Annotated in this window: 18 protein-coding genes and 1 tRNA gene; all 19 read left to right on the forward strand. The window is 38.4% G+C overall.

The window, feature by feature from the left end; genetic code table 11:
- The first annotated feature begins 34 nt into the window (after nt 1-34).
- The 19 genes from QL995_RS04385 (at nt 35) to QL995_RS04475 (ending at nt 19,912) form a co-directional block, all read left to right on the forward strand.
- Entirely contained in the window at nt 35-718 is a 684-nt protein-coding gene (locus QL995_RS04385; protein ID WP_024592961.1) for an SPOR domain-containing protein, read from the forward strand.
- Between the two features lie 371 nt (nt 719-1,089).
- Nucleotides 1,090-1,644, forward strand: a complete 555-nt coding sequence (locus QL995_RS04390) for an SPOR domain-containing protein (protein ID WP_290293166.1) — start codon at nt 1,090-1,092, stop codon at nt 1,642-1,644.
- Between the two features lie 115 nt (nt 1,645-1,759).
- Complete coding sequence (locus QL995_RS04395) at nt 1,760-2,362, forward strand: DUF4402 domain-containing protein (RefSeq protein ID WP_024589986.1); 603 nt, start codon at nt 1,760-1,762, stop codon at nt 2,360-2,362.
- A gap of 3 nt (nt 2,363-2,365) precedes the next feature.
- Nucleotides 2,366-2,848 carry a DUF4402 domain-containing protein gene (locus QL995_RS04400; protein ID WP_007583135.1) on the forward strand — a complete coding sequence of 161 codons (483 nt, stop codon included), beginning with the start codon at nt 2,366-2,368 and terminating at the stop codon, nt 2,846-2,848.
- A gap of 9 nt (nt 2,849-2,857) precedes the next feature.
- Nucleotides 2,858-3,688, forward strand: a complete 831-nt coding sequence (locus QL995_RS04405) for a fimbria/pilus periplasmic chaperone (RefSeq protein ID WP_169059730.1) — start codon at nt 2,858-2,860, stop codon at nt 3,686-3,688.
- A 34-nt stretch (nt 3,689-3,722) separates the two neighbouring features.
- Nucleotides 3,723-6,620, forward strand: coding sequence for a hypothetical protein (locus QL995_RS04410; RefSeq protein WP_290293172.1), 2,898 nt, complete (start codon nt 3,723-3,725; stop codon nt 6,618-6,620).
- Between the two features lie 10 nt (nt 6,621-6,630).
- Nucleotides 6,631-7,260: an SPOR domain-containing protein gene (locus QL995_RS04415; RefSeq protein WP_290293174.1), complete on the forward strand. Its 630-nt coding sequence runs from the start codon at nt 6,631-6,633 to the stop codon at nt 7,258-7,260.
- A 56-nt stretch (nt 7,261-7,316) separates the two neighbouring features.
- Nucleotides 7,317-7,910: a FlgO family outer membrane protein gene (locus tag QL995_RS04420; RefSeq protein ID WP_290293176.1), complete on the forward strand. Its 594-nt coding sequence runs from the start codon at nt 7,317-7,319 to the stop codon at nt 7,908-7,910.
- 13 nt (nt 7,911-7,923) lie between these two features.
- Nucleotides 7,924-8,616 (forward strand): FlgO family outer membrane protein, encoded by a 693-nt coding sequence (locus QL995_RS04425; protein WP_024589981.1) that lies wholly within the window; start codon nt 7,924-7,926, stop codon nt 8,614-8,616.
- Between the two features lie 7 nt (nt 8,617-8,623).
- Nucleotides 8,624-9,292: a FlgO family outer membrane protein gene (locus QL995_RS04430; protein ID WP_007583142.1), complete on the forward strand. Its 669-nt coding sequence runs from the start codon at nt 8,624-8,626 to the stop codon at nt 9,290-9,292.
- 72 nt (nt 9,293-9,364) lie between these two features.
- A tRNA-Arg gene (locus QL995_RS04435) sits at nt 9,365-9,439 on the forward strand.
- Nucleotides 9,440-9,698: 259 nt separating this feature from the next.
- Nucleotides 9,699-10,937, forward strand: a complete 1,239-nt coding sequence (locus QL995_RS04440) for an integrase domain-containing protein (RefSeq protein ID WP_290293179.1) — start codon at nt 9,699-9,701, stop codon at nt 10,935-10,937.
- A 9-nt stretch (nt 10,938-10,946) separates the two neighbouring features.
- Nucleotides 10,947-12,026 (forward strand): hypothetical protein, encoded by a 1,080-nt coding sequence (locus QL995_RS04445; RefSeq protein WP_290293183.1) that lies wholly within the window; start codon nt 10,947-10,949, stop codon nt 12,024-12,026.
- Between the two features lie 112 nt (nt 12,027-12,138).
- Nucleotides 12,139-12,339: an AlpA family phage regulatory protein gene (locus tag QL995_RS04450; RefSeq protein WP_290173808.1), complete on the forward strand. Its 201-nt coding sequence runs from the start codon at nt 12,139-12,141 to the stop codon at nt 12,337-12,339.
- On the forward strand, nt 12,339-12,719 hold the full coding sequence (locus QL995_RS04455; protein ID WP_290293186.1) for a hypothetical protein: 381 nt from the start codon (nt 12,339-12,341) through the stop codon (nt 12,717-12,719). Before QL995_RS04450 ends, QL995_RS04455 begins: the two co-directional genes overlap by 1 nt.
- 8 nt (nt 12,720-12,727) lie before the next feature.
- Nucleotides 12,728-13,612, forward strand: coding sequence for a hypothetical protein (locus QL995_RS04460; protein ID WP_290293187.1), 885 nt, complete (start codon nt 12,728-12,730; stop codon nt 13,610-13,612).
- Nucleotides 13,613-14,056: 444 nt separating this feature from the next.
- The gene (hsdR, locus tag QL995_RS04465; protein ID WP_290293190.1) at nt 14,057-16,513 is read left to right on the forward strand and encodes an EcoAI/FtnUII family type I restriction enzme subunit R; all 2,457 of its coding nucleotides are present in this window, start codon (nt 14,057-14,059) and stop codon (nt 16,511-16,513) included.
- Nucleotides 16,514-16,631: 118 nt separating this feature from the next.
- Nucleotides 16,632-18,104, forward strand: coding sequence for an N-6 DNA methylase (locus QL995_RS04470; RefSeq protein WP_290293193.1), 1,473 nt, complete (start codon nt 16,632-16,634; stop codon nt 18,102-18,104).
- On the forward strand, nt 18,104-19,912 hold the full coding sequence (locus QL995_RS04475; protein WP_290293196.1) for a restriction endonuclease subunit S: 1,809 nt from the start codon (nt 18,104-18,106) through the stop codon (nt 19,910-19,912). The genes QL995_RS04470 and QL995_RS04475 overlap by 1 nt, the downstream gene beginning before the upstream one ends.
- Nucleotides 19,913-19,953 lie beyond the last annotated feature (41 nt).

Raw genomic sequence — 19,953 nt, forward strand, 5'->3', positions numbered from 1 at the left:
AGTGTAAAAACACTGCTTTCAGGACAACTAATACATGTTTATATATAAAAAAAATAACATTGGGCTTTTACTTAGCTTGCTAATGCTTTTATTTGGTACAGCATGCAGCGTCTCGCCTGAAATAAAAACCATTGATGAACAACCTCAAAGTAACTCGCCTGACTACGTATCAATTACAGCCCTTGAACTTGCACAGCTAAAAGATGCCGCAATGCAGTGGCAACAAGCTCGTGAAGGTATAGAGCGAATTTTAAGATTAGAAAAAGAAATAACTTACCTCGTAAATCATATCGATATTATAAACAGCAAAGCTATTGCGCAGTCTAATCAAGGGTATAGCAGCAAGTCTGTACGCTCACCACGAAACACACGCAATGTTAAGTCACGCCAACAAGTTAAACAAAATTACAGTAATAAAAAACAAACTGTAAAATTAAATAAACCTAAACATGTATTTGCTTTACAGGTAGCTTCGGTTGACTCAGAGCAAGGTGTGGCTAAAGCATGGCAAGAGCTAAATACTAAAGCAGCGCCGTTGTTTAGAGACAAAATATTGACTAACGTAGAAACCGCCAAAATAAACGACAAAATGTTTTACAGGCTAAAACTTGGCTCTTACCAAAACTTTAAAAATGCAAAAGCAGACTGTGACGTATTCAAGTTATATAAACTCGATTGCATAGTAAGTAACTACACCGATAAGCCAGTAAAGCTGTAGCTCACAGTATGTAATATCAATCTGCAATAATACCTAATCAATTTGAAGGATTAGACCTGACGCTAACTTTGCTAATAATTTTTGATATACGACTGCATGAATGCAGGAGGTAGAGCAATGCAGCAGCAATTAGTGATACCAACTAAATGATGAAATTTTGCCTTGTTATCGATATGGCTTTTCTTACCTCAAAATAGACTACTTAATTAAAAAGTTGCTATAAAGTGGCGCAAAATTTGCTTTGATTTATTATCTTGGTTAGTAGAGTGCATTTTGCAATGCGGTATTTTAAGTCTTGTCATTTAATATCAGTTTTATTCTTATCTTTTTATTTATATGGATGTAGCAGCGCAACTGTAAATAACGAGAGCGTGCAGCATTCTTTAATTACTGATAAACAAGTAAAAGAGTATGTTTCGCAGTGGCACTTACAGCAAGAAAGCATTGGTCGTTTAACTGCTATGGAAGATGATTTACAGCTATTAATTATGGCGTTATCGTCTCAAAGTGAATTAACTGAAAACCCGCCTTTACTCATGCAAAGTAAAACCGATATCACCTATGGTAATCAGCCTTCACAGAATTTGGAACCGACGGCACTAAATAACACTCCCGAAGTAAAAACACCAAACTTACAAAATTCAGAACTCGCCTTAACAGATGAAACTAAAATTGGAGCACAGCTTGGTTGGTATTTAAAGCCAGAGCTTGTTAAAGCAAGAGTCGAAAGGCTTAAGCAATTATACCCCAGTGCATTTACTCAATTTAATTTTACTATGTTTGAACGTAAAAATAATAATATGACTTTGTATGGATTACGTGTAGGTCCATTTAAAAGCGATGCTCAAGTAAGTGCGTTTTGTTATTTAGCTAATCAGCTTGATCAAGCATGTAATATTGCTGCTTTTGTCGGAAAACCAATATAATTAATAAATTAGGCCTTTTAAACTTATATAGTATTAAAGTATTTGTACTAATAGTCGATACTAACTATAGTTGGGCAAATATTTGATAAAGCCCATTTTCTTATAAGGATTTAGCATGAAGTTTTATTTATCTGCATTAGCTGTAGCCACCGTGGTCAGCTCGTTTAGCACTTATGCTGCTACAGAATCATTTGAAGCGAAAGTAACGGTACAAAATGCTGTAGTACTCACAAAAGATAACGATTTAAATTTTGGTACTATTCGTGCTATTTCAGATCCTACAGGCAATCTGCAAGCTACGCTTACAATTAATCCTGATCCTGATGCAACTAATGTTACCTCGCAAGACGACGCTGCTGGTAATGTGGCAACTATATCAATAATTGAAGGTGGTGAAGCGGGTGCTTTTAGTGTGTCAGATGTAGTACCAAATTCTATTTTAACCATTAGCGACCCAGTAAACACTTTAGTACAACCTTTAGCTGGTCAAGGGTTAAATGAACCTGATTTTACTGTAGGTACTTGGACTTACTTTATAACGAGCGGTACTAATGCTGGTGGATTATATACAAGTGCTACGCCCAACCTACAAGCTGGCGTTGATGGCGCTGTATCATTTAATATAGGCGCGACTCTTTCTACTTCATCAAACGCATCAAGTGTGGATTACCCTGATGGTGAGTATTCTGGTAGCTTTAATATTGAAGTGTCATATTAATTAGTGTTTAAACAAACAATGCGCTTTTTGTATGTTTCTGCTTGGCTTTCGTTAATGTTTAGCGAGCAAGCCTATAGCGCAAGCATACAACAAGAAGCGCTTAATTTTGGCACTTTAGTTATCCCTCAAAATAATACTTTAAGCTCTATAACCATTAGCCATGAAGGTGAAACAACCACATTTGGTAATATTTACGTATTAACTGAGGGGAATCCCGCAGAACTTTTATTTACCGATTTACCTCCCCTTACTCAAATATCGTTTAACAAAACGAGTGACTCTACATTGCAAAGTGAAGTACTTGGAGCTAATAGTGCCAAGTTTTCGGTTGTATTAGTGGATTTACCAAGAACGCAAACTAGCGATGAATTTGGAGAGCTTTTACTCAAAGTAGGTGGCCGTTTAATAACGACAGGGACTAGCCAAAGTTACTTAGATGGTAGTTTTATTACTGACACCCAATTAGAAATTACGATTGATTACTAAAGGAAAAACATGCTTTATAAAGTTGTAGTGCTGCTCGCACTGAGTGTATGTATTTTAGGAAAAAATGCATACGCAAATTTACTTATCTCTCCAACCCGTATTAGTTTTGATGAACGTCAACGAACCGCTAAAGTTACCGTAATTAATACGGGTGATGAATATCAAACATATCGTGTTTTATGGAGTGAGAAGCAAGCGCAACCTAGCGGTGGCTACATACAGTTGGCAGAGGCTACAAGCGAAAGTTTAAGTTCAATGGCACGTTTGTCACCAAAACAAATGCGTTTAGCACCTGGTGAAAAACAAACAGTAAAAATAGCAATACGTAAACCTAAAGGCCTAGCTTCTGGTGAGTACCGCTCTCATCTTCTATTTCAAGCATTGCCTGGTGAAAATACTAATAAAACAAGCTCAATAAAAGTTAATATGATTATGAGCTACAGTATTCCTATTTTGTTACGTAAAGACATGAAACAGCCAGAAGTTGCCATAGAGCAAGCTCAACTAGTGCTAAATGAAAGCAATCAACGTCCTCAGTTTTTATTGAATATAAAACGAGAAGGTAAGTTTAGTAGCTACGGTAAATTAAGTGCTTACTTTGTTGATAGTAATAACGAGCAAGTTAAAATTGCAGAAATTGGTAATTTAAGTATTTATCCAGAAGTGGATAATGCGTTTGTAACCCTTAGTTTATTTAGTGACAAAAATTTAGATAAAGCAGGAAAAGTCATTTTTAAATATGAAGGCAGTCAAGAATATAAAGATCTTACATTTGCACAATACACTCTGCCTTTAACTTCACAATCACTTAATGTTTTAACAGTGAATGACGCTAAATAATTTATTGTATACACTATTACTAAGCATAAGTAGTTTGCTTAGTAATAGTGTAATAGCTAATCCTAATTCTTCCGTAGGGGATGCTTTAACAACACTACGCGCAATTGAACTAAAGCTAACTAAGCCCGTTGAAGTAATTGATTATAAAAACAAAGAAAATCAGCAACAGCGAATCGCCACAGGCGAGTTATTAATACTTTCGCTTTATTTAAACTCATACTACTTAGGTGAAGTTGCAGCAATTAAAAGCGAGCAAAGTGTACAAGTTAGTTTAAGCGACTTATTTGATATTCTACAATTTGCAATGAATGTTGATGCTAGCAATCGAATTGCTCAAGGTGTTGGAGCAAATCAACAACCTCTTTTTCTAAATGCAGCGGTTACACCCGCTGTATTTACTAGTCCTACACAGAGCTACTTATTAGCAAAAAATCAAATTACCATTGAAGATGATATTTATGTAGATATTCAAAGTTTACATAATGCTTTAAATCTAGAGTTTAATATTGATTACCCAGATTTAGAATTACTTATAAGCTCAGAGAGCCCCTTACCGGTTGAACAACAAAGATACAGACAGTCGCGCAACCTTAAATCACCTAACAAAAGATCGCCACCTACGCTGCCATGGAAAGCTAGCCCATATAAAGCGCTATCTTCTCCGGTTGCCGACTTACAACTAAATTTTACCGCGAGCGATGATAGACATTCTACGAACTATTCACTTTTAGGCACTCAAGACTTTGCGTATTTATCTGCAGAGTATTTTTTGTCTGGACGAAGTACTGACTTACTTACCAACTCTAGGTTAACGTTTACAAAGCAAAACTTAGACAAAGAAATAAAAAACAGCTTCATGCCTACTGAAATATCTTTTGGTGATGTTATCGCCACGCAAGTGGGTAATAGCTACAGTAGTCAGTATGCCCGAGGTGTTAAAGTTTCTAATAATGTAACCAATAGAAAAATAGTCAATAATCAAGTTAACTTAAGCGGTGCTATACAGCCAGGTTGGGATGTAGAGCTGTATCGTAATGAAATATTAATAGACCAGCAGCTTAGCCTCGCAGATGGGCGTTATATTTTTGATAATATAAACCTATTATTTGGAGCTAATAATTTTGAGCTTATTTTTTATGGGCCTCAAGGTCAAGTTGAGCGTAAAAGTGATTATTACTTTGTGGACGGAAATCAACTTAAGCAGGGACAAGGTCACTATGAATTGTCGGTTACTGAACAAGGCAAGCAGTTACTAAATAACAATGTTTCAAGCTCGCAGGGTCAGGGTTGGCAAGTTGCGGGTAGATATGAGCAAGGGCTTACAGATAATATATCTGTATACACTGCTACATCAGGTCAAAAAAACACGGATGACGATCTACTTAAGTATGCATTTGGTACCAACATAAGCTTGTTTGACCGATTATTATTAAATGCGAATGTTGAAAAAAATAATAACAATGAACAAGAATTTGAATTTACAGCCCGAACTCAAATTGCCGAACAATCACTACTTTTTAGCGCTACAAATCGTACCGACGAACAGCAGCAAGATTTTAACAGCTACCAAATAAATTTAGCTGGTGGGCTAATGAATAATACCTATGGACGCCTTTCTTATCAAAATAACGTCCTATATGACGATAGTGATACTAGAGGGCGTTTTAAACAAGTACGCAACCAGTTCAACTACTCATACTCAGGATTTGCACTAAGTAACCAATTGCTGTGGCAACAAGACGATAGCTCTGAGAGTACTTTTGGAACAACACGTTTTCAAAAGCGCTTTGGGAGAACCTACACAAGGTTTGGTATAGATTATAGTATATCGCCAGTAAGTGAGCTTGTTAGTTACGAGGCTGAGTTTAGCCGTAACTTGGGCCGAGATTTACAAGCGGAACTTACTTTAACTGATTCACTTCGTAATAATATTCAATCGGCCGAATTAGGGCTCAATTGGCAAAGCGACAAGTTTAGTTTAACGAGTAACTTAAACTACAACAGTAACGATGATTGGCGGCTCGGTATTTATAGCCGTTTTAGCTTAGGTTTTGATGTTGAACACAATACATATTTTGTCTCTAAGCGCAGCTTAACTAACACGGGTAGCTTAATGTTACGCGTATTCTTAGATCAAAATAATAACGGTATTATGGATGATGATGAGCACGGCGTTGCCGGCGTAAAAGTAAAAGGCGTTCACAATTATCGTCAAGCAATTACAGACGAACACGGCGTTGCGCTATTAACTTCAATGCCAGCAAATCGTACAACAGATATAATACTTGATAGAAATAGTTTTGAAGATCCGTTTTTAATACCAGCCAATGAGGGTTTTTCTATTACCCCAAGGGCTGGTTTTGTAGAGTATATGGACTTCGCATTAAATAATGCAAGTGAAGTGGAGGGAGTTGTTTATCAACAAAAAGGTGATACAACACAGATCCAACCCTTTGCAAATATAGCGCTGTTGAATGAGAAAGGGGATCAAGTTGCACAAACTCAAGCAGCATATGATGGCTATTATTTATTTACAGACCTTAAACCGGGGCAGTATAAAGCAGTAATTGATGATGAATATAAACAACGCAAGCAGCTAAAAAACACTCAAAATATAACAGTTAATTTATCGCCTCAAGGAGATGTAGTAATGGGCGTTGATTTAATATTAAAGGCGCTCAGTGCAACAACTGGAAGCATTGCCAATGCAGGAAGTTTTAGTTCGTTAAATATCTTAAAAATTTATTACCGTTTAATAGCACCACGAATAGAGCAGCAAGAAGCTTTTTATATGCATGATAAAGCTAAAAATAAATTTATTTTAGCCTTAGCGTACGCAACAAACAGTTCGCCAGAGCTTATTTCTGTATGCGACTCAGTAAAAGCGCAAGGATTAAAGTGTGTTGTTGAAACACATAAAATACTCCACTAAAGGAATTAGGATGAAAAGAGTTCAATGTATATTTTTAATCAGTGCAATGTTGCTAAGTTATGGTTGTGCGAATAATAAAGCAATTGATGGTAGTGCTACTCAGACCAACGTAACTGACGAAAAAAGCTACGTAAAAATAACAAAGCAAGAACTTGAAACTTTAAAAATAAGCTCCCAGCAGTGGCAAAATATGAAGCCAGAACTTGCGCGTTTATTACTTATTGAAGAAGACTTAAGCTTACTAATATTGCAACTCAATACAATTGCAAAAGAAAATGAGCAGAAAAACGCACCAGTAATAAAAGCAGAAATCGTTAATACCAACACAATTAATCGATCCAATTTACAAGTAACAAAACCAGTTGATCCTAAATTTGCTTTACAAGTGCTTTCAATAACGCAAAAAGAACAACTCTCTTTAGCTTTTAGGCAACTTCAAAAAAAGCTTCCTAGCTTACTAGGCGATAATTTTGTGATGAATGTTGAAACAATAAATGTAAAAGGAGTTATGTATAACCGCTTAAAGCTAGGCGCATACATAGACAAAAAAAACGCTATGGGTGACTGTCAAAAATTAAAGAGCCAAAATATAAATTGTTTAGTTAGTTATTACGTAGATCAGCCCTTTACCGCACAATAGCTAAGTCGGCATACAAATTGCTTCATCCTCAGTATGTTTTGAAGAGGATGGCAATTATGCGCCTTTTACTGCCTTTATTATTTTTAAATTTAGCTGCTTGTAACTTGGTGCCGCCGCCAGAACCAAGTGTGCCTACAGATGCACCTAAAGCAGCCATGGCTCCTTTTACGGTTAATGACTATGTAGTTAATTTAACGTCGCAACTTAACCACCTAAACGGAGCATTAAATGCTAATGCACGTGTTGGCGTTAGTAGCTTCTTTTATGCAGATGCACTAGATACAAAATTAGTGACAGGGCAAGCCTCAGGCTTAAGTCAGCAGATCCAAGAAAGTCTGCTTACACAATTTACTCAACTGGGTTATCACACCGTTGAGTACAGACTTGGGAATAACCTCTCTTTATCAGAAAACTCAGACAGTATTTTAAGTCGCGATTTAAGTAAATTACGTAATCGCCAAAATATTGACTTAGTTATCACAGGAACAGTGACTCGCCAGCAGCATGCATACATAGTTAATGCACGGCTTGTGAATATAGAAAATAAACAGGTGCTCTCTGCGGGAAGTACCGAGATCCCAATTAATGTAATGTGGGGCAATGAGAAAATTCAGCAGCGTGACGGATTTTTATACCGAAGCGAATACTAATTTGGAGCACAAAATGAAAAACCTATTAATTACATTATGCTTACCACTGGGCTTTGGTTGCTCTCAAATACTAGGCACAATGAATACAGACACCGCAACACCACAAAGTGAGCAAAGCAACCAACTGGTGAGTAACCAACGCGACGTTGCAGCGCCTGTTTCTGACGATAACTTATTTCAGTCAGGAATGGCTCCACAAGATAACTACACAAAAGCAACACCGCCAATGCGCAAAAATATTAACCATTATGTGCGCGGCATAATGCAAGACATGGTTGAAAACTTACAGTACGTAAGTGAACAAACACCGTTAGCTGTTTCGAGTTTTATTTTTTTAGATGAAGACTACAACGATGGTAGCTTACTAGGAAACCAAATTGCAGAAAGCTTCATGCATGAATTACACAGCTTTGGTGTACCCGTTATTGATTTTAAAACAACTGATTATATGCGTGTTACCTCAACAGGCGACTTTGTATTTAGTCGCGACTATTTAGAGCTAAATCAAGATCAAAACTTTAAATATGTACTAGCCGGTACGCTTGTAAACCATCAAGGTGGTGTACTTGTCAATGCACGTATTGTTGGGCTAGAAAGTAAGGCCGTGGTAGGTTCTGCACAAGGGTTTATTCCACAGTCGGTTGTTGATGCGCTTAATAGTAGCTATCGCACTGATGGCATAATGTTAAAACAAGCAAGCAAGTGAGATAATTATGTATAGTAAATTATTTAACCGCTTTATCATTTTTTTTGCTTTAGCTAACTTAGCAGGTTGTGCCTTTACTCAAAATAATGAAAGTGCTGAAATGAATGCATCTTCAACCACACAAGTAAATTATGACTTAGCAAGCATGCTTAAAACAGCCGAGCAAAAATCAACTCAAGATAATATTAACGGCAATCAATTTACACCACTTAAACACCATAAAACACTTGCTAACTATGTAGAGCAAATGGCGCTTGATTTGGTTGATACGCTTGAGTTTGAAAGTGATACCAACGCCAATATTAATATTGCCGTTACTACCTTGGTCGATCTTGATTCATCGCTTACTAAAAGTAATCAATTGGGTAATCAAATATCTGAGACGTTAATTCATCAGTTACAAAAGTTTGGTTATGGCGTGGTTGATTTTAAAACAACCCAAACAATAGATGTAAATAGCCGTGGTGATTTTGCTTTTTCGCGTGATATTGAAAAGCTCAGCGAAGAGCAAATGGCGAGCCATGTATTAGCGGGTACATTAATTTATCGCCATGATGCTGTTGTTGTAAATACACGTGTAATTAACGCGCATACAAAAAAAATCGTCGCGAGTAGTCGAAAACTAATCCCAATTTATGTACTAAATAAAGAAGATATATACTTATCAAGCAATTAAGTTCAGTTGTCGCTTGATATAAAAAACCAGATGCCGTTATAATTCACACTCCTAAGCACACAGCTTATTTGTGGCCTCTTAGTTAAATGGATATAACGGCCCCCTCCTAAGGGGCAGTTGCAAGTTCGATTCTTGCAGGGGCTACCAAAAACACATTTCATACCACTTCACGTTGTACCAAAAAACTCTTGAAACCCATTAAAATAAAGGTCTTTAGCTTTCACTCTGTTTTAAGAGGTATCGCCATAGTGCAAGTTTTTAGTTACACTGGATGTTACACCGATCATATTTTGTACTTTCGGTGTAACATTAAACCGTAACCAAATGAAAATTATAGAAAGAATTAAGATTTTTATATTTTCTTGCTTTATAAGCGTTGGTTGCCCGTTCGACAGTGGAGCGTTAAATGCCTAAATTAGTTACCCCATTAAATGACACGCAAATCAAAAAAGCTAAACCAAAAGATAAAGAATATCTTTTGGCTGATGGCAAAGGCCTAGCTCTACGAGTTAAGCCCAATGGTTCAAAAATGTGGTTGTTCACATACTCCAAACCTTATACAAAAAAAAGAGCCCAGATTAGTTTTGGTATGTATCCAGATGTAACTTTATTTGATGCTCGAAAAAGCCGAGGTGAGGCTAGGGCTCTATTAGCAAAAGATATAGATCCCAAAGAGCATAAAGAGGCATTTAATAATGATAAGGCTGCTGAAGCTAAAAATACATTTGAAGCAGTCGTTAGAGAGTGGATAGCCCTTAAAGAGCCAAAGGTAACTGCGAAGTATGCTTTTAATTTACGCAGGGGTTTTGAGCTTCATCTTTTTCCTTATTTGGGCAAGGTACCTATAAGTAAGCTATCGGCGCAACAAACTATTGAGACATTAAAGCCTTTAGCCGCAGCTGATAAGCTAGATATACTTGGGCGTATATGCCGTCGGATTAACGAGGTGATGGAATTTGCTATAAATACTGGGCGAATACAATCAAATAATTTAAGTGGCATCAGTAAAGCATTCGACTCAGCTACCCATGAAAGTATGGCTAGCTTCACTCCTCAAGAGCTTCCTAAACTTATTAGTACAGTGAATAACGCGAGTATTAAGTTAATGACGCGATGCTTATTTGAATGGCAACTACATACTATGGTTCGTCCAGGAGAAGCAGCTGGCGCAGCCTGGCATGAAATAGACTTTGAAAATAAGCTATGGAATATTTCAGCCGAACGAATGAAAAAGCGCAAACCCCACGCGGTACCACTCACCCCGCAAGCATTAGCCATACTCGAATATCTTAAGCCTATTAGTGGTCATCGAGAGTTTATATTCCCTGCGGATAAAGATCCTAGAACACATGCTAGTCGTGAAACATTGGGCGCAGCATTCAGACGTATGGGGTTAATAGGTAAACAAACTGCGCATGGTTTAAGAGCGTTAGCCAGCACTACATTGAACGAACGAGGGTTTGATTCTGATGTTATAGAAGCTGCTTTGGCGCATGTAGACAGTAATAAAGTGCGCGGTGCTTATAATCGAACTGATTATTTAGAACGCAGACGTAAAATGATGTGCTGGTGGTCTGAACATATTGAAGAAGCTAGTAAAGGTAATTATTCTGTTACTGGTAGTCAGCATTTAAAAGTAATTTAAGGAAGTCTAATGAAAGGATTTATAACTTTCAATGTCGCTTTATCGATGTTCTCATTTGATAAAGAGGTAGATATAAACAGTAAGACTATTAAATTAATCGACCTTTATTTAAGTGGCGATATTGATTTATATATTGAGCTAAACGGGAAGCATGGAAAGAAGAGCTTTCCCTATAGCCGGATAGGAGAACCCTATAATGCGATCAACGATTTAGCTCTCCTTATGAAAGATGGAAAAATTGGAGATATTATAGGCGATATTTTAGCCTTGGCTGAGGACGGGGAAAAAGAAAATTTACCTAAGAAACTGAATGATATAGTTTCTTCAGCGGTAAAAAAACCCTATTACTCAGAGAATATTAATGATGGAGTAACTTCGTATACTCCTATTAATACAGAAAAAAAAGTATTTACTAGCGGTCATGATTCATTTGTTCACAAGCGAGATATTTATGGTTCCAGTTCCAGTGCAGAACTTTTTGATGAGGACGATCTATACAGTTTAGAAGGTGTTTATAAAGTTCCTTTAGAATATGGGCAATATTGTTTTCACCGTTTTAGAACAATGATTACTTATGGTGAAGGTGAGATGGAATTAAAGGAAAGAGGGATTAATTTAGCCTTAGGTGGGATTGATCGAGTTGAGTCATTGGATGGACAATTGTGGACTTTATATAGCAATAACTTAGATAAGGCGATTGAAGGAGTATCTAAGGAAAACCTTTTATATCCAGATATAGTGTTTCCTGATTTAAATTCTTTTTTATTATCAAATCAGCAAGCTTTAGCTATTAATCAAGAAGGGAGTAAGACTAAAAAACGCCCTATGTCTACAAATAGGCATGAAGATACCAGAAGATCTATTCTTGATGCTGCTTTTTATGAACTTGCAAATAATTATGAAAATTGTTTAAAAAATGGAGAAGTAAGAGCTGCTCAAATAGCTGAATCTATATATGAAAACTCTAAAACGCATTGGCCCGATGGTTGTAAAGTTAATCAAAGAAGTACAAAAATATCGCCTACACCATTAGAGGTAAATACAATGGCTGATCATATTAGAAAAATTATAACTATTAAAAAAAGTTAAATACTTACAATGAGTTGTGTTAGCTTCGACGAAGCTAACGTTAGCTTCCGAGATTTTTATTTCTGAATCTCTAATATTCGACTTGAACTATAACGGAACAAGGCGAATTACAATGAGCAATAAAATATTACGTATTCAAGAAGTAACAGAACTTACAGGCTTAAGTCGCGCAACTATCTGGCGTAAAGAAAGGGCTGGGTTATTTCCTATTAGAAAGCAGTTAGGTTTAAATTCAGTGGGTTGGCTTGAAAGCGACGTTCAGCAATGGCTTACAAATCTACCTAATTTTAAACACCACAAAGAGGCACTATAATGAGTGCTTTCAGCGGAATTAAAGCCGCTAATCCAGCCCCTAAAAAGCCGGAATCTAAAACAGAGCGGGCTAATTTATACATTCTAGCTCACCCAGCTGGCGCAACTGAATTAGATATTTTGAATAACGCAGGTTTAATAAGCGGAAGAAATTATTTCACAAATCTTGAACGCGAATATTTCTTTAAATTTAACCGTGAAAAAATACCCAACAGAGACGGTATTGGTGTTCACTCCAAATATAGTTATTCTTCTTTAGAAATAGCTGAAATTATCATTAAAGCTGTAAACAAAAGCCGTATACGTCGCAAAATAGCTGAATTGACGGCAGATCAAAAAGCTGAGCTTTTAAAACCAATAAAGCACCTCCTGGGGAATTAGGAGGTTATATGGTTAAGCTTAATGATTTAATTAACCGTGGTGACGTTATTAGCATCACTAACGGTCAATTAAATATTATTCCTAAAAGCGGTAGGCCGGTGCCAGACAGTTGGTTGTATAGTAATCAAGGCTATTTGCTTAAGCAGATTTGTGATGTGGTTCAGCAACCAATATATCAGTTCTTAAATTTTACAGTGGGACGATACTCAAATAGGTTTGATGGCCTAACTATGAGTTTTATTGATCTACACACCCATGAAGATTACTTCACAATATTTAATGTATCGCTGAACCGCAAAACAAGGCACGGACGCTTAACTGGTAAGCGTTTTAATCCAGCAGCTAAAGGAGCACTATTAAAGTTTTGGAATCTATCTAATCTACCAAAACCTAGAAGGCCCAGCGAGCTTTATAAAAAGATAAACATAATGAAAAACTATGTTTGGCAAGCTGAAGTTAGTGAAGGTAGTAAGCTATATACTCAAACACTTTGCTTAGCAAATATTACACATGAGCAAATACTTGAGGCATTTAGCTGTGGCATATCAGTGGCAAATAGGGGGCTAGGCGGTGGCATTCTAGCGGCCTCCACATGTGGCAGTTCAAGGGAGCAAAGTGAAGTGGCATCCCGTAGTGGCAAGGAATCATTCAATAACCATACATGGCAAGGCGTAGCGGAAGATCAAACTACGTGTATTGATAGCTACGGGCATAATAAACCACGAGCATTAACTACTACGGGTTCTAATAACTACGATATAAGTAATCAAGGTGATGCGGTAAGAGGTAATACCTTCCCCCCTATAGCATCACTAAAAGAGGGTAAGAAAGCAAAGCCCCAGGACCAAACTAATGCTGAGTGGTTAGCTGATTACGGAGAGCTAGATACCTAAACATTTAGTGTAGCTAAGACTCCATGAAGTAGTACCTAGGCAAACTTAAATTTACTTTGGTTTGCCGGTTCTTCAAAAAACTTTCTAAAATCAAAACATTTCAAAACATTTGATGGTATATAAAATGTCATCACCAGCTATAAACTGCTAACTAAAAGCGACCAAATATTAAATTGTAGGTAGCTGCGAATTAATAAGCGAATTTGGTTAGAGTTAAGCGGAACAGTGCGGAACAAATATGGAACACATTTTTTCCTTAAGGCTATGTAAGTATAGTGGTTTGTTTACATAGAAGAACAAAGTTAGCACCAAATAAACGGTTTGTTCTACCTTTTATTTTTGCTTATTAACCGTATTTTATATAGCATCACTAAATAGCATGAAACGCGTTGAATCAACGAGTTGTGCGCACTCATAGCGTAGTATTTAGGGATGGTTTAAGTTATGGATAAAAGAAAGCTCAGCGAAACCGATATAATCAGTAAGTTTATTCTACCCGCAGTTAAAACCGCAGGATGGGACGACATAACTCAAATACGGCAAGAGGTTAAACTACGTGACGGTAAAGTAATCGTACGTGGGCAACTTGGTGTACGTAAAACGGTTAAATCGGCTGACATAGTGCTTTACCATAAACCCAGTATGCCGCTTGCTGTCATTGAAGCTAAAGCGAATAAGCATGAAGTAGGCAAAGGCCTACAACAAGGCTTAGATTACGCTAGGCTACTCGATGTGCCGTTTATATTCGCCTCTAATGGTGATGGCTTTATTTTCCATGATAAAACCAAGCTAGGCACGCCTGATGCGCATAACCTCGAATCTGAAATACGCTTAGAAGACTTCCCGTCACCGCAAGAGCTTTGGGCTAAATATTGTGCCTTCAAGGGCTATACAGAATCGCAACTCCCTATAATAAACCAAGCCTATTATGATGATGGCAGCGGCAAACACCCGCGTTACTATCAGCTTCAAGCGATTAATAAAACAGTAGAGGCTATATCGTCAGGTAAAGACCGCGTACTTCTTGTTATGGCAACAGGAACCGGTAAAACCTATACCGCGTTTCAAATCATTTGGCGCTTATGGAAGTCACGCGCTAAGAAGCGCATTTTATTCCTAGCCGACCGTACAGCTTTGATAGATCAAACTCAAAGTGGTGATTTTGCGCCGTTCGATACAGCTATGACCAAAATTACAGGCAGAACAATTGATCCCGCTTACGAAATACATCTAGCACTTTATCAAGGTTTGACAGGGCCTGAAGAACATCAAAAAGCCTTTAAAAACGTAGACCCTGACTTTTTCGACCTTATTATTATTGACGAGTGCCACCGAGGAAGCGCAAGCGAAGAAAGTGCTTGGCGTGAAATACTTACTTATTTTAAAAGCGCGGCTCAAATTGGCTTAACTGCTACACCAAAAGAAACTAACGAAGTATCAAACTCTGACTATTTTGGCGACCCCGCCTATACATATTCACTTAAAGAAGGCATAGAGGATGGCTTTTTATCCCCATACAAAGTGGTACGTGTCGATCTTGATGTAGACCTACAAGGCTGGCGACCCACTAAGGGCCAGGTTGATAATAACGGTGAAGTAATACAAGACCGAATATACAACCAAAAAGACTTTGATCGCACAATGGTGATTGATGAGCGGACCATGCTGGTGGCAGAAACTATTACTAACTATTTAAAGCGTACAGATCCTATGGCTAAAACCATTGTATTTTGTAACGACATAGATCACGCCGAGCGTATGCGTCGTGCCATTGCCAATCTAAATCCAGAGCAAATGGCTAAAAACGATAAATATGTGATGAAGATCACTGGCGATGATGAATTAGGTAAAGCTCAACTTTATAATTTTTGTAGTCCTAAGCGTGCTTACCCTGTAATTGCTACCACCTCAGAACTTATGACAACAGGGGTAGACGCTAAAACCTGTAAGTTAGTAGTGCTTGATCAAAACATACAATCAATGACCAAGTTTAAACAAATTATTGGTCGTGGTACCCGTATTGACGACCGCTACGGTAAGCTTTGGTTTACGATACTCGACTTTAAAAAAGCCACCGAATTATTTGCCGATGAACGCTTTGATGGCACACCAGAAAAAATAATAAAAGTAACGCCCACTGATATTGAAGACGAAGACGTTGATCTTGAATCACAAGATGATACAACCAGCGCAGAAACACCAGACAACGTATTTGGCGACCAAACCACTGACGATACAACCGATGCCAACAACGACACTATTAACGACCCCAAAGGCGATGGCAGCCTTGATGGCGAATGGGACGACGAAACTAACAAAATGGTTAAGTACCGCGTATCAGGTGTTACCGTTAATAAAGTGGCAGAGCGAGTCCAGTATTACGATACCGACGGTAAACTTGTTACCGAGTCATTTATAGATTACACCCGTAAAACCATGAGTAAGCAGTTCAGTTCACTTGACGACTTTGTAAAGCGTTGGAACGAGTCAGATCGCAAACAAGCAATCATCGACGAGCTTTCCGAAGAAGGGATTATTTGGTCAGCGCTTGAGGAAGAAGTAGGCAAAGACATGGACCCCTTTGATATGATTTGCCATGTAGTTTATGACCAACCTCCACTAACCCGTAAAGAGCGCGCAGATAACGTACAAAAGCGTAACTATTTCACTAAATATTCGGGTACCGCACACACTGTACTTGAGAACCTTCTGTTAAAATACGCCGATGTAGGCGTGCAAGAAATAGAATCTATGCAAGCACTCAAAGTTGCGCCGTTTAACGAAATTGGCAGCCTAAGTGAAATAGTAAAAAAAGGCTTTGGTGGCAAACCACAATACGAGCAAGCACTCAAAGAGCTCGAAGCCGAAATTTACCAAATGCCAGCGCCTAAAACAGCCTAAATTTATGTTTGCTGTCGCTATGTATTAGCCACAGCAAAGCATTAAACCATTTAAATTAAACAGCTTTCATATTTGCCTTTAGCCGCTGTTTATAAAAATAATCAAACAAGAGAATACTATGTCTATCAGTTCAGCTATTAAATCCATTCAAGATATCATGCGTAAAGACGCCGGTGTCGATGGCGACGCACAACGCCTTGGTCAAATGTCGTGGTTACTATTTTTAAAAGTATTCGACGCGCAAGAAGAAGAGCTGGAACTAGAATTAGATGACTATCGCGAGCCAATCCCAGAGCAATTTTTATGGCGTAACTGGGCGGCTGACAACGAAGGCATAACAGGCGATGAGCTGTTAGAATTTGTAAACGATAAGCTATTCCCTGAGCTTAAAAACCTAACCGCACCTATAGATAAAAACCCACGCGGCTATGTAGTCACCCAAGCTTTTAGCGATGCCTTTAACTACATGAAAAACGGCACGCTGCTGCGCCAGGTTATTAATAAACTAAACGAAATAGACTTTACCGACTCAAAAGAGCGCCACTTATTTGGCGACCTGTACGAGCAAATATTAAAAGACTTACAAAGCGCAGGCAACGCGGGCGAATTTTACACCCCGCGCGCCATCACTAAATTTATAGTGGCAGTAACAGACCCAAAACTAGGCGAGTCAATCATGGACCCTGCTTGTGGTACTGGCGGCTTTTTAACGTGTGCGTTCGATCATGTAAAAGCAAACTATGTTAAGTCGGGCGACGACCACCAAATACTTCAAAAGCAAATACACGGTGTAGAGAAAAAACAACTTCCGCACTTACTGTGTACTACCAATATGATGCTTCACGGCATTGAAGTACCGGTACAAGTTAAACACGGCAATACGTTAAATAAACAGCTTTCAAGCTGGGACGACCAAGTAGATGTCATCATCACCAACCCACCATTTGGCGGCACTGAAGAAGACGGCATCGAAAAAAACTTCCCAAGCGACATGCAAACTCGCGAAACAGCAGACTTGTTCTTACAGCTCATTATAGAAGTGCTCAACACCAAAGGGCGCGCAGCAGTAGTATTGCCAGATGGCACCTTATTTGGTGAAGGCGTTAAAACCAAAATTAAAAAGCTATTGGTAGAGGAATGTAACTTACACACCATAGTACGCTTACCCAATGGTGTATTTGCCCCGTACACAAGTATTAAAACTAACATTCTGTTTTTTACCAAAGGCACGCCAACAAAAGACGTGTGGTTTTACGAGCACCCATACCCAGCAGGTGTTAAAAACTACAACAAAACCAAACCCATGAAGTTTGAAGAGTTTAAAACTGAACTTGAATGGTGGGGCAATGAGGCAGACGGCTTTGCCAGCCGTACGGAGACCGAACAAGCATGGAAAGTATCAATCGACGATATTATTGCCCGTAACTATAACCTCGACATTAAAAACCCGCATGTAGGCGAGGTAATCAGCCATAACCCAGAAGAGCTATTAGCTGATTATTCAAAGCAGCAAGCAGACATACAAGCACTGCGTGACCAGCTTAAAGGCATATTGTCAGCAGCCCTTTCAAAAGATACTGAGGGCAAGTAATGACTGATAGTAAAACAAACATAAACGCAGAAAGCCTTAGCTCTGAGCAGTTAATCACCGAACATCTTGATATTTGGACGACGGCCATTGAGCAAAAATCATCCTCAGGGCGTGGCTCATCTAAAAAGTTTTCACTTCACGGTATTAAAAAGCTGCGTGAACTTATTTTAGAGCTCGCAGTACGTGGCAAGTTAGTGCCGCAAGATCCAAATGACGAACCCGCCTCAGTGTTGCTTGAGCGAATAGCCGCTGAAAAAACGCAGTTAGTTAAAGATAAGAAAATTAAAAAGCCTAAAGCACTACCAGAAATTAGTGAGGATGAAAAACCGTTTGAATTGCCGAAAGGGTGGGAGTGGGTGAGGCTTCAATCTCTAGTGACATTACTGGGCGATGGGCTACATGGAACCCCAGTTTATGACGAAAAAGGAATGTACTTTTTTGTAAATGGTAATAACCTCCTTGATGGAGTTTTAACTATCAAGCCTGAAACTAAAAGGGTTAGCGATAGTGAATATAAAAAATATAAGAAAGACCTAGGTGATAGAACTGTCTTGGTTTCAATCAATGGGACATTGGGGAATGTTGCTTTTTATAATAATGAACCGGTTATGCTCGGTAAAAGTGCTTGCTATTTTAACTTGTGTTCTGGTTTAGAAAAATTATTTTTTAAACGTCTTATTGAGTCCCCCTATTTTCGTGAATATGCGTTTTCTAAGGCTTCGGGAAGCACAATTAAAAACTTAGGTTTGAAGGCTATGAACCTATTCCCAATAGCTATTCCCTCCGAATTAGAACAACGCCGTATCGTTGCTAAAGTCGATGAGTTAATGAGCTTGTGTGATGAGCTTGAGGCGCAAACTGAAAACAGTATTACGGCACATCAAACATTAGTTGAAGTGCTGTTAGAGGCCTTGCTGAAAGCACCAGACCAAGGAGCAACACCGGAACAATCCACAGCACAGTTTCAACAAAACTGGCAGCGTTTAAGCGAGCACTTCGACACGCTATTCACCACCACCGCCAGCATTGACACGCTAAAGAAAACCATTTTACAACTAGCAGTAATGGGCAAACTCGTCCCACAAAACCCGAACGACGAACCCGCCGCCAAACTCCTAGAGCGCATAGCAGCAGAAAAAGCCCAACTAATTAAAGATAAAAAAATCAAGAAGCAAAAGCCACTGCCAGAAATTACCGACGAAGAAAAACCGTTTGAATTACCAGAGGGGTGGGAGTGGGTAACATTGTCACATATTGGTTTGTTCACTGGAGGTAAAACACCTAGTAAGGCGAATTCACAGTATTGGAATGGCGATATACCTTGGGTTACGCCAAAAGATATGAAAGTTGAGGAAATTTTTGATAGCGAAGATCATGTTACTAGACTCGCAATCACTAATGGGTTAGCTGAAATAGCTCCGGAGTCGCTATTGTTTGTTGCTAGAAGTGGAATATTAAGGAGAAAGTTCCCTGTAGCGATAACTAAATCTATATGTACTGTTAATCAAGATTTAAAGGTTTTAAGTTTGATTGATAAGTCAATTGTTGATTATATCTTGTTGATGATGAAAGGCTTTGAAGCATATATATTAAAAAACTTAACAAAAATGGGAACGACAGTTGAGAGTTTACGGTTTGACGACTTTTCTAAACATTATTTTATTATACCACCACTAGAAGAACAGCACCGCATTGTCGCTAAAGTCGATGAATTAATGGCACTGTGCGAACAACTCAAAGCCCGTTTAACCGACGCACAAACCACTAAACTTCACCTAACCGACGGCATAGTCGAACAGGCGTTGTAAGTACAATATTTAAAAGTGAGTTTACATAGACTCACTTACAT

The organism is Pseudoalteromonas sp. APC 3358, from assembly GCF_030408075.1.
GTDB classification, from domain to species: Bacteria; Pseudomonadota; Gammaproteobacteria; order Enterobacterales; family Alteromonadaceae; genus Pseudoalteromonas; species Pseudoalteromonas arctica.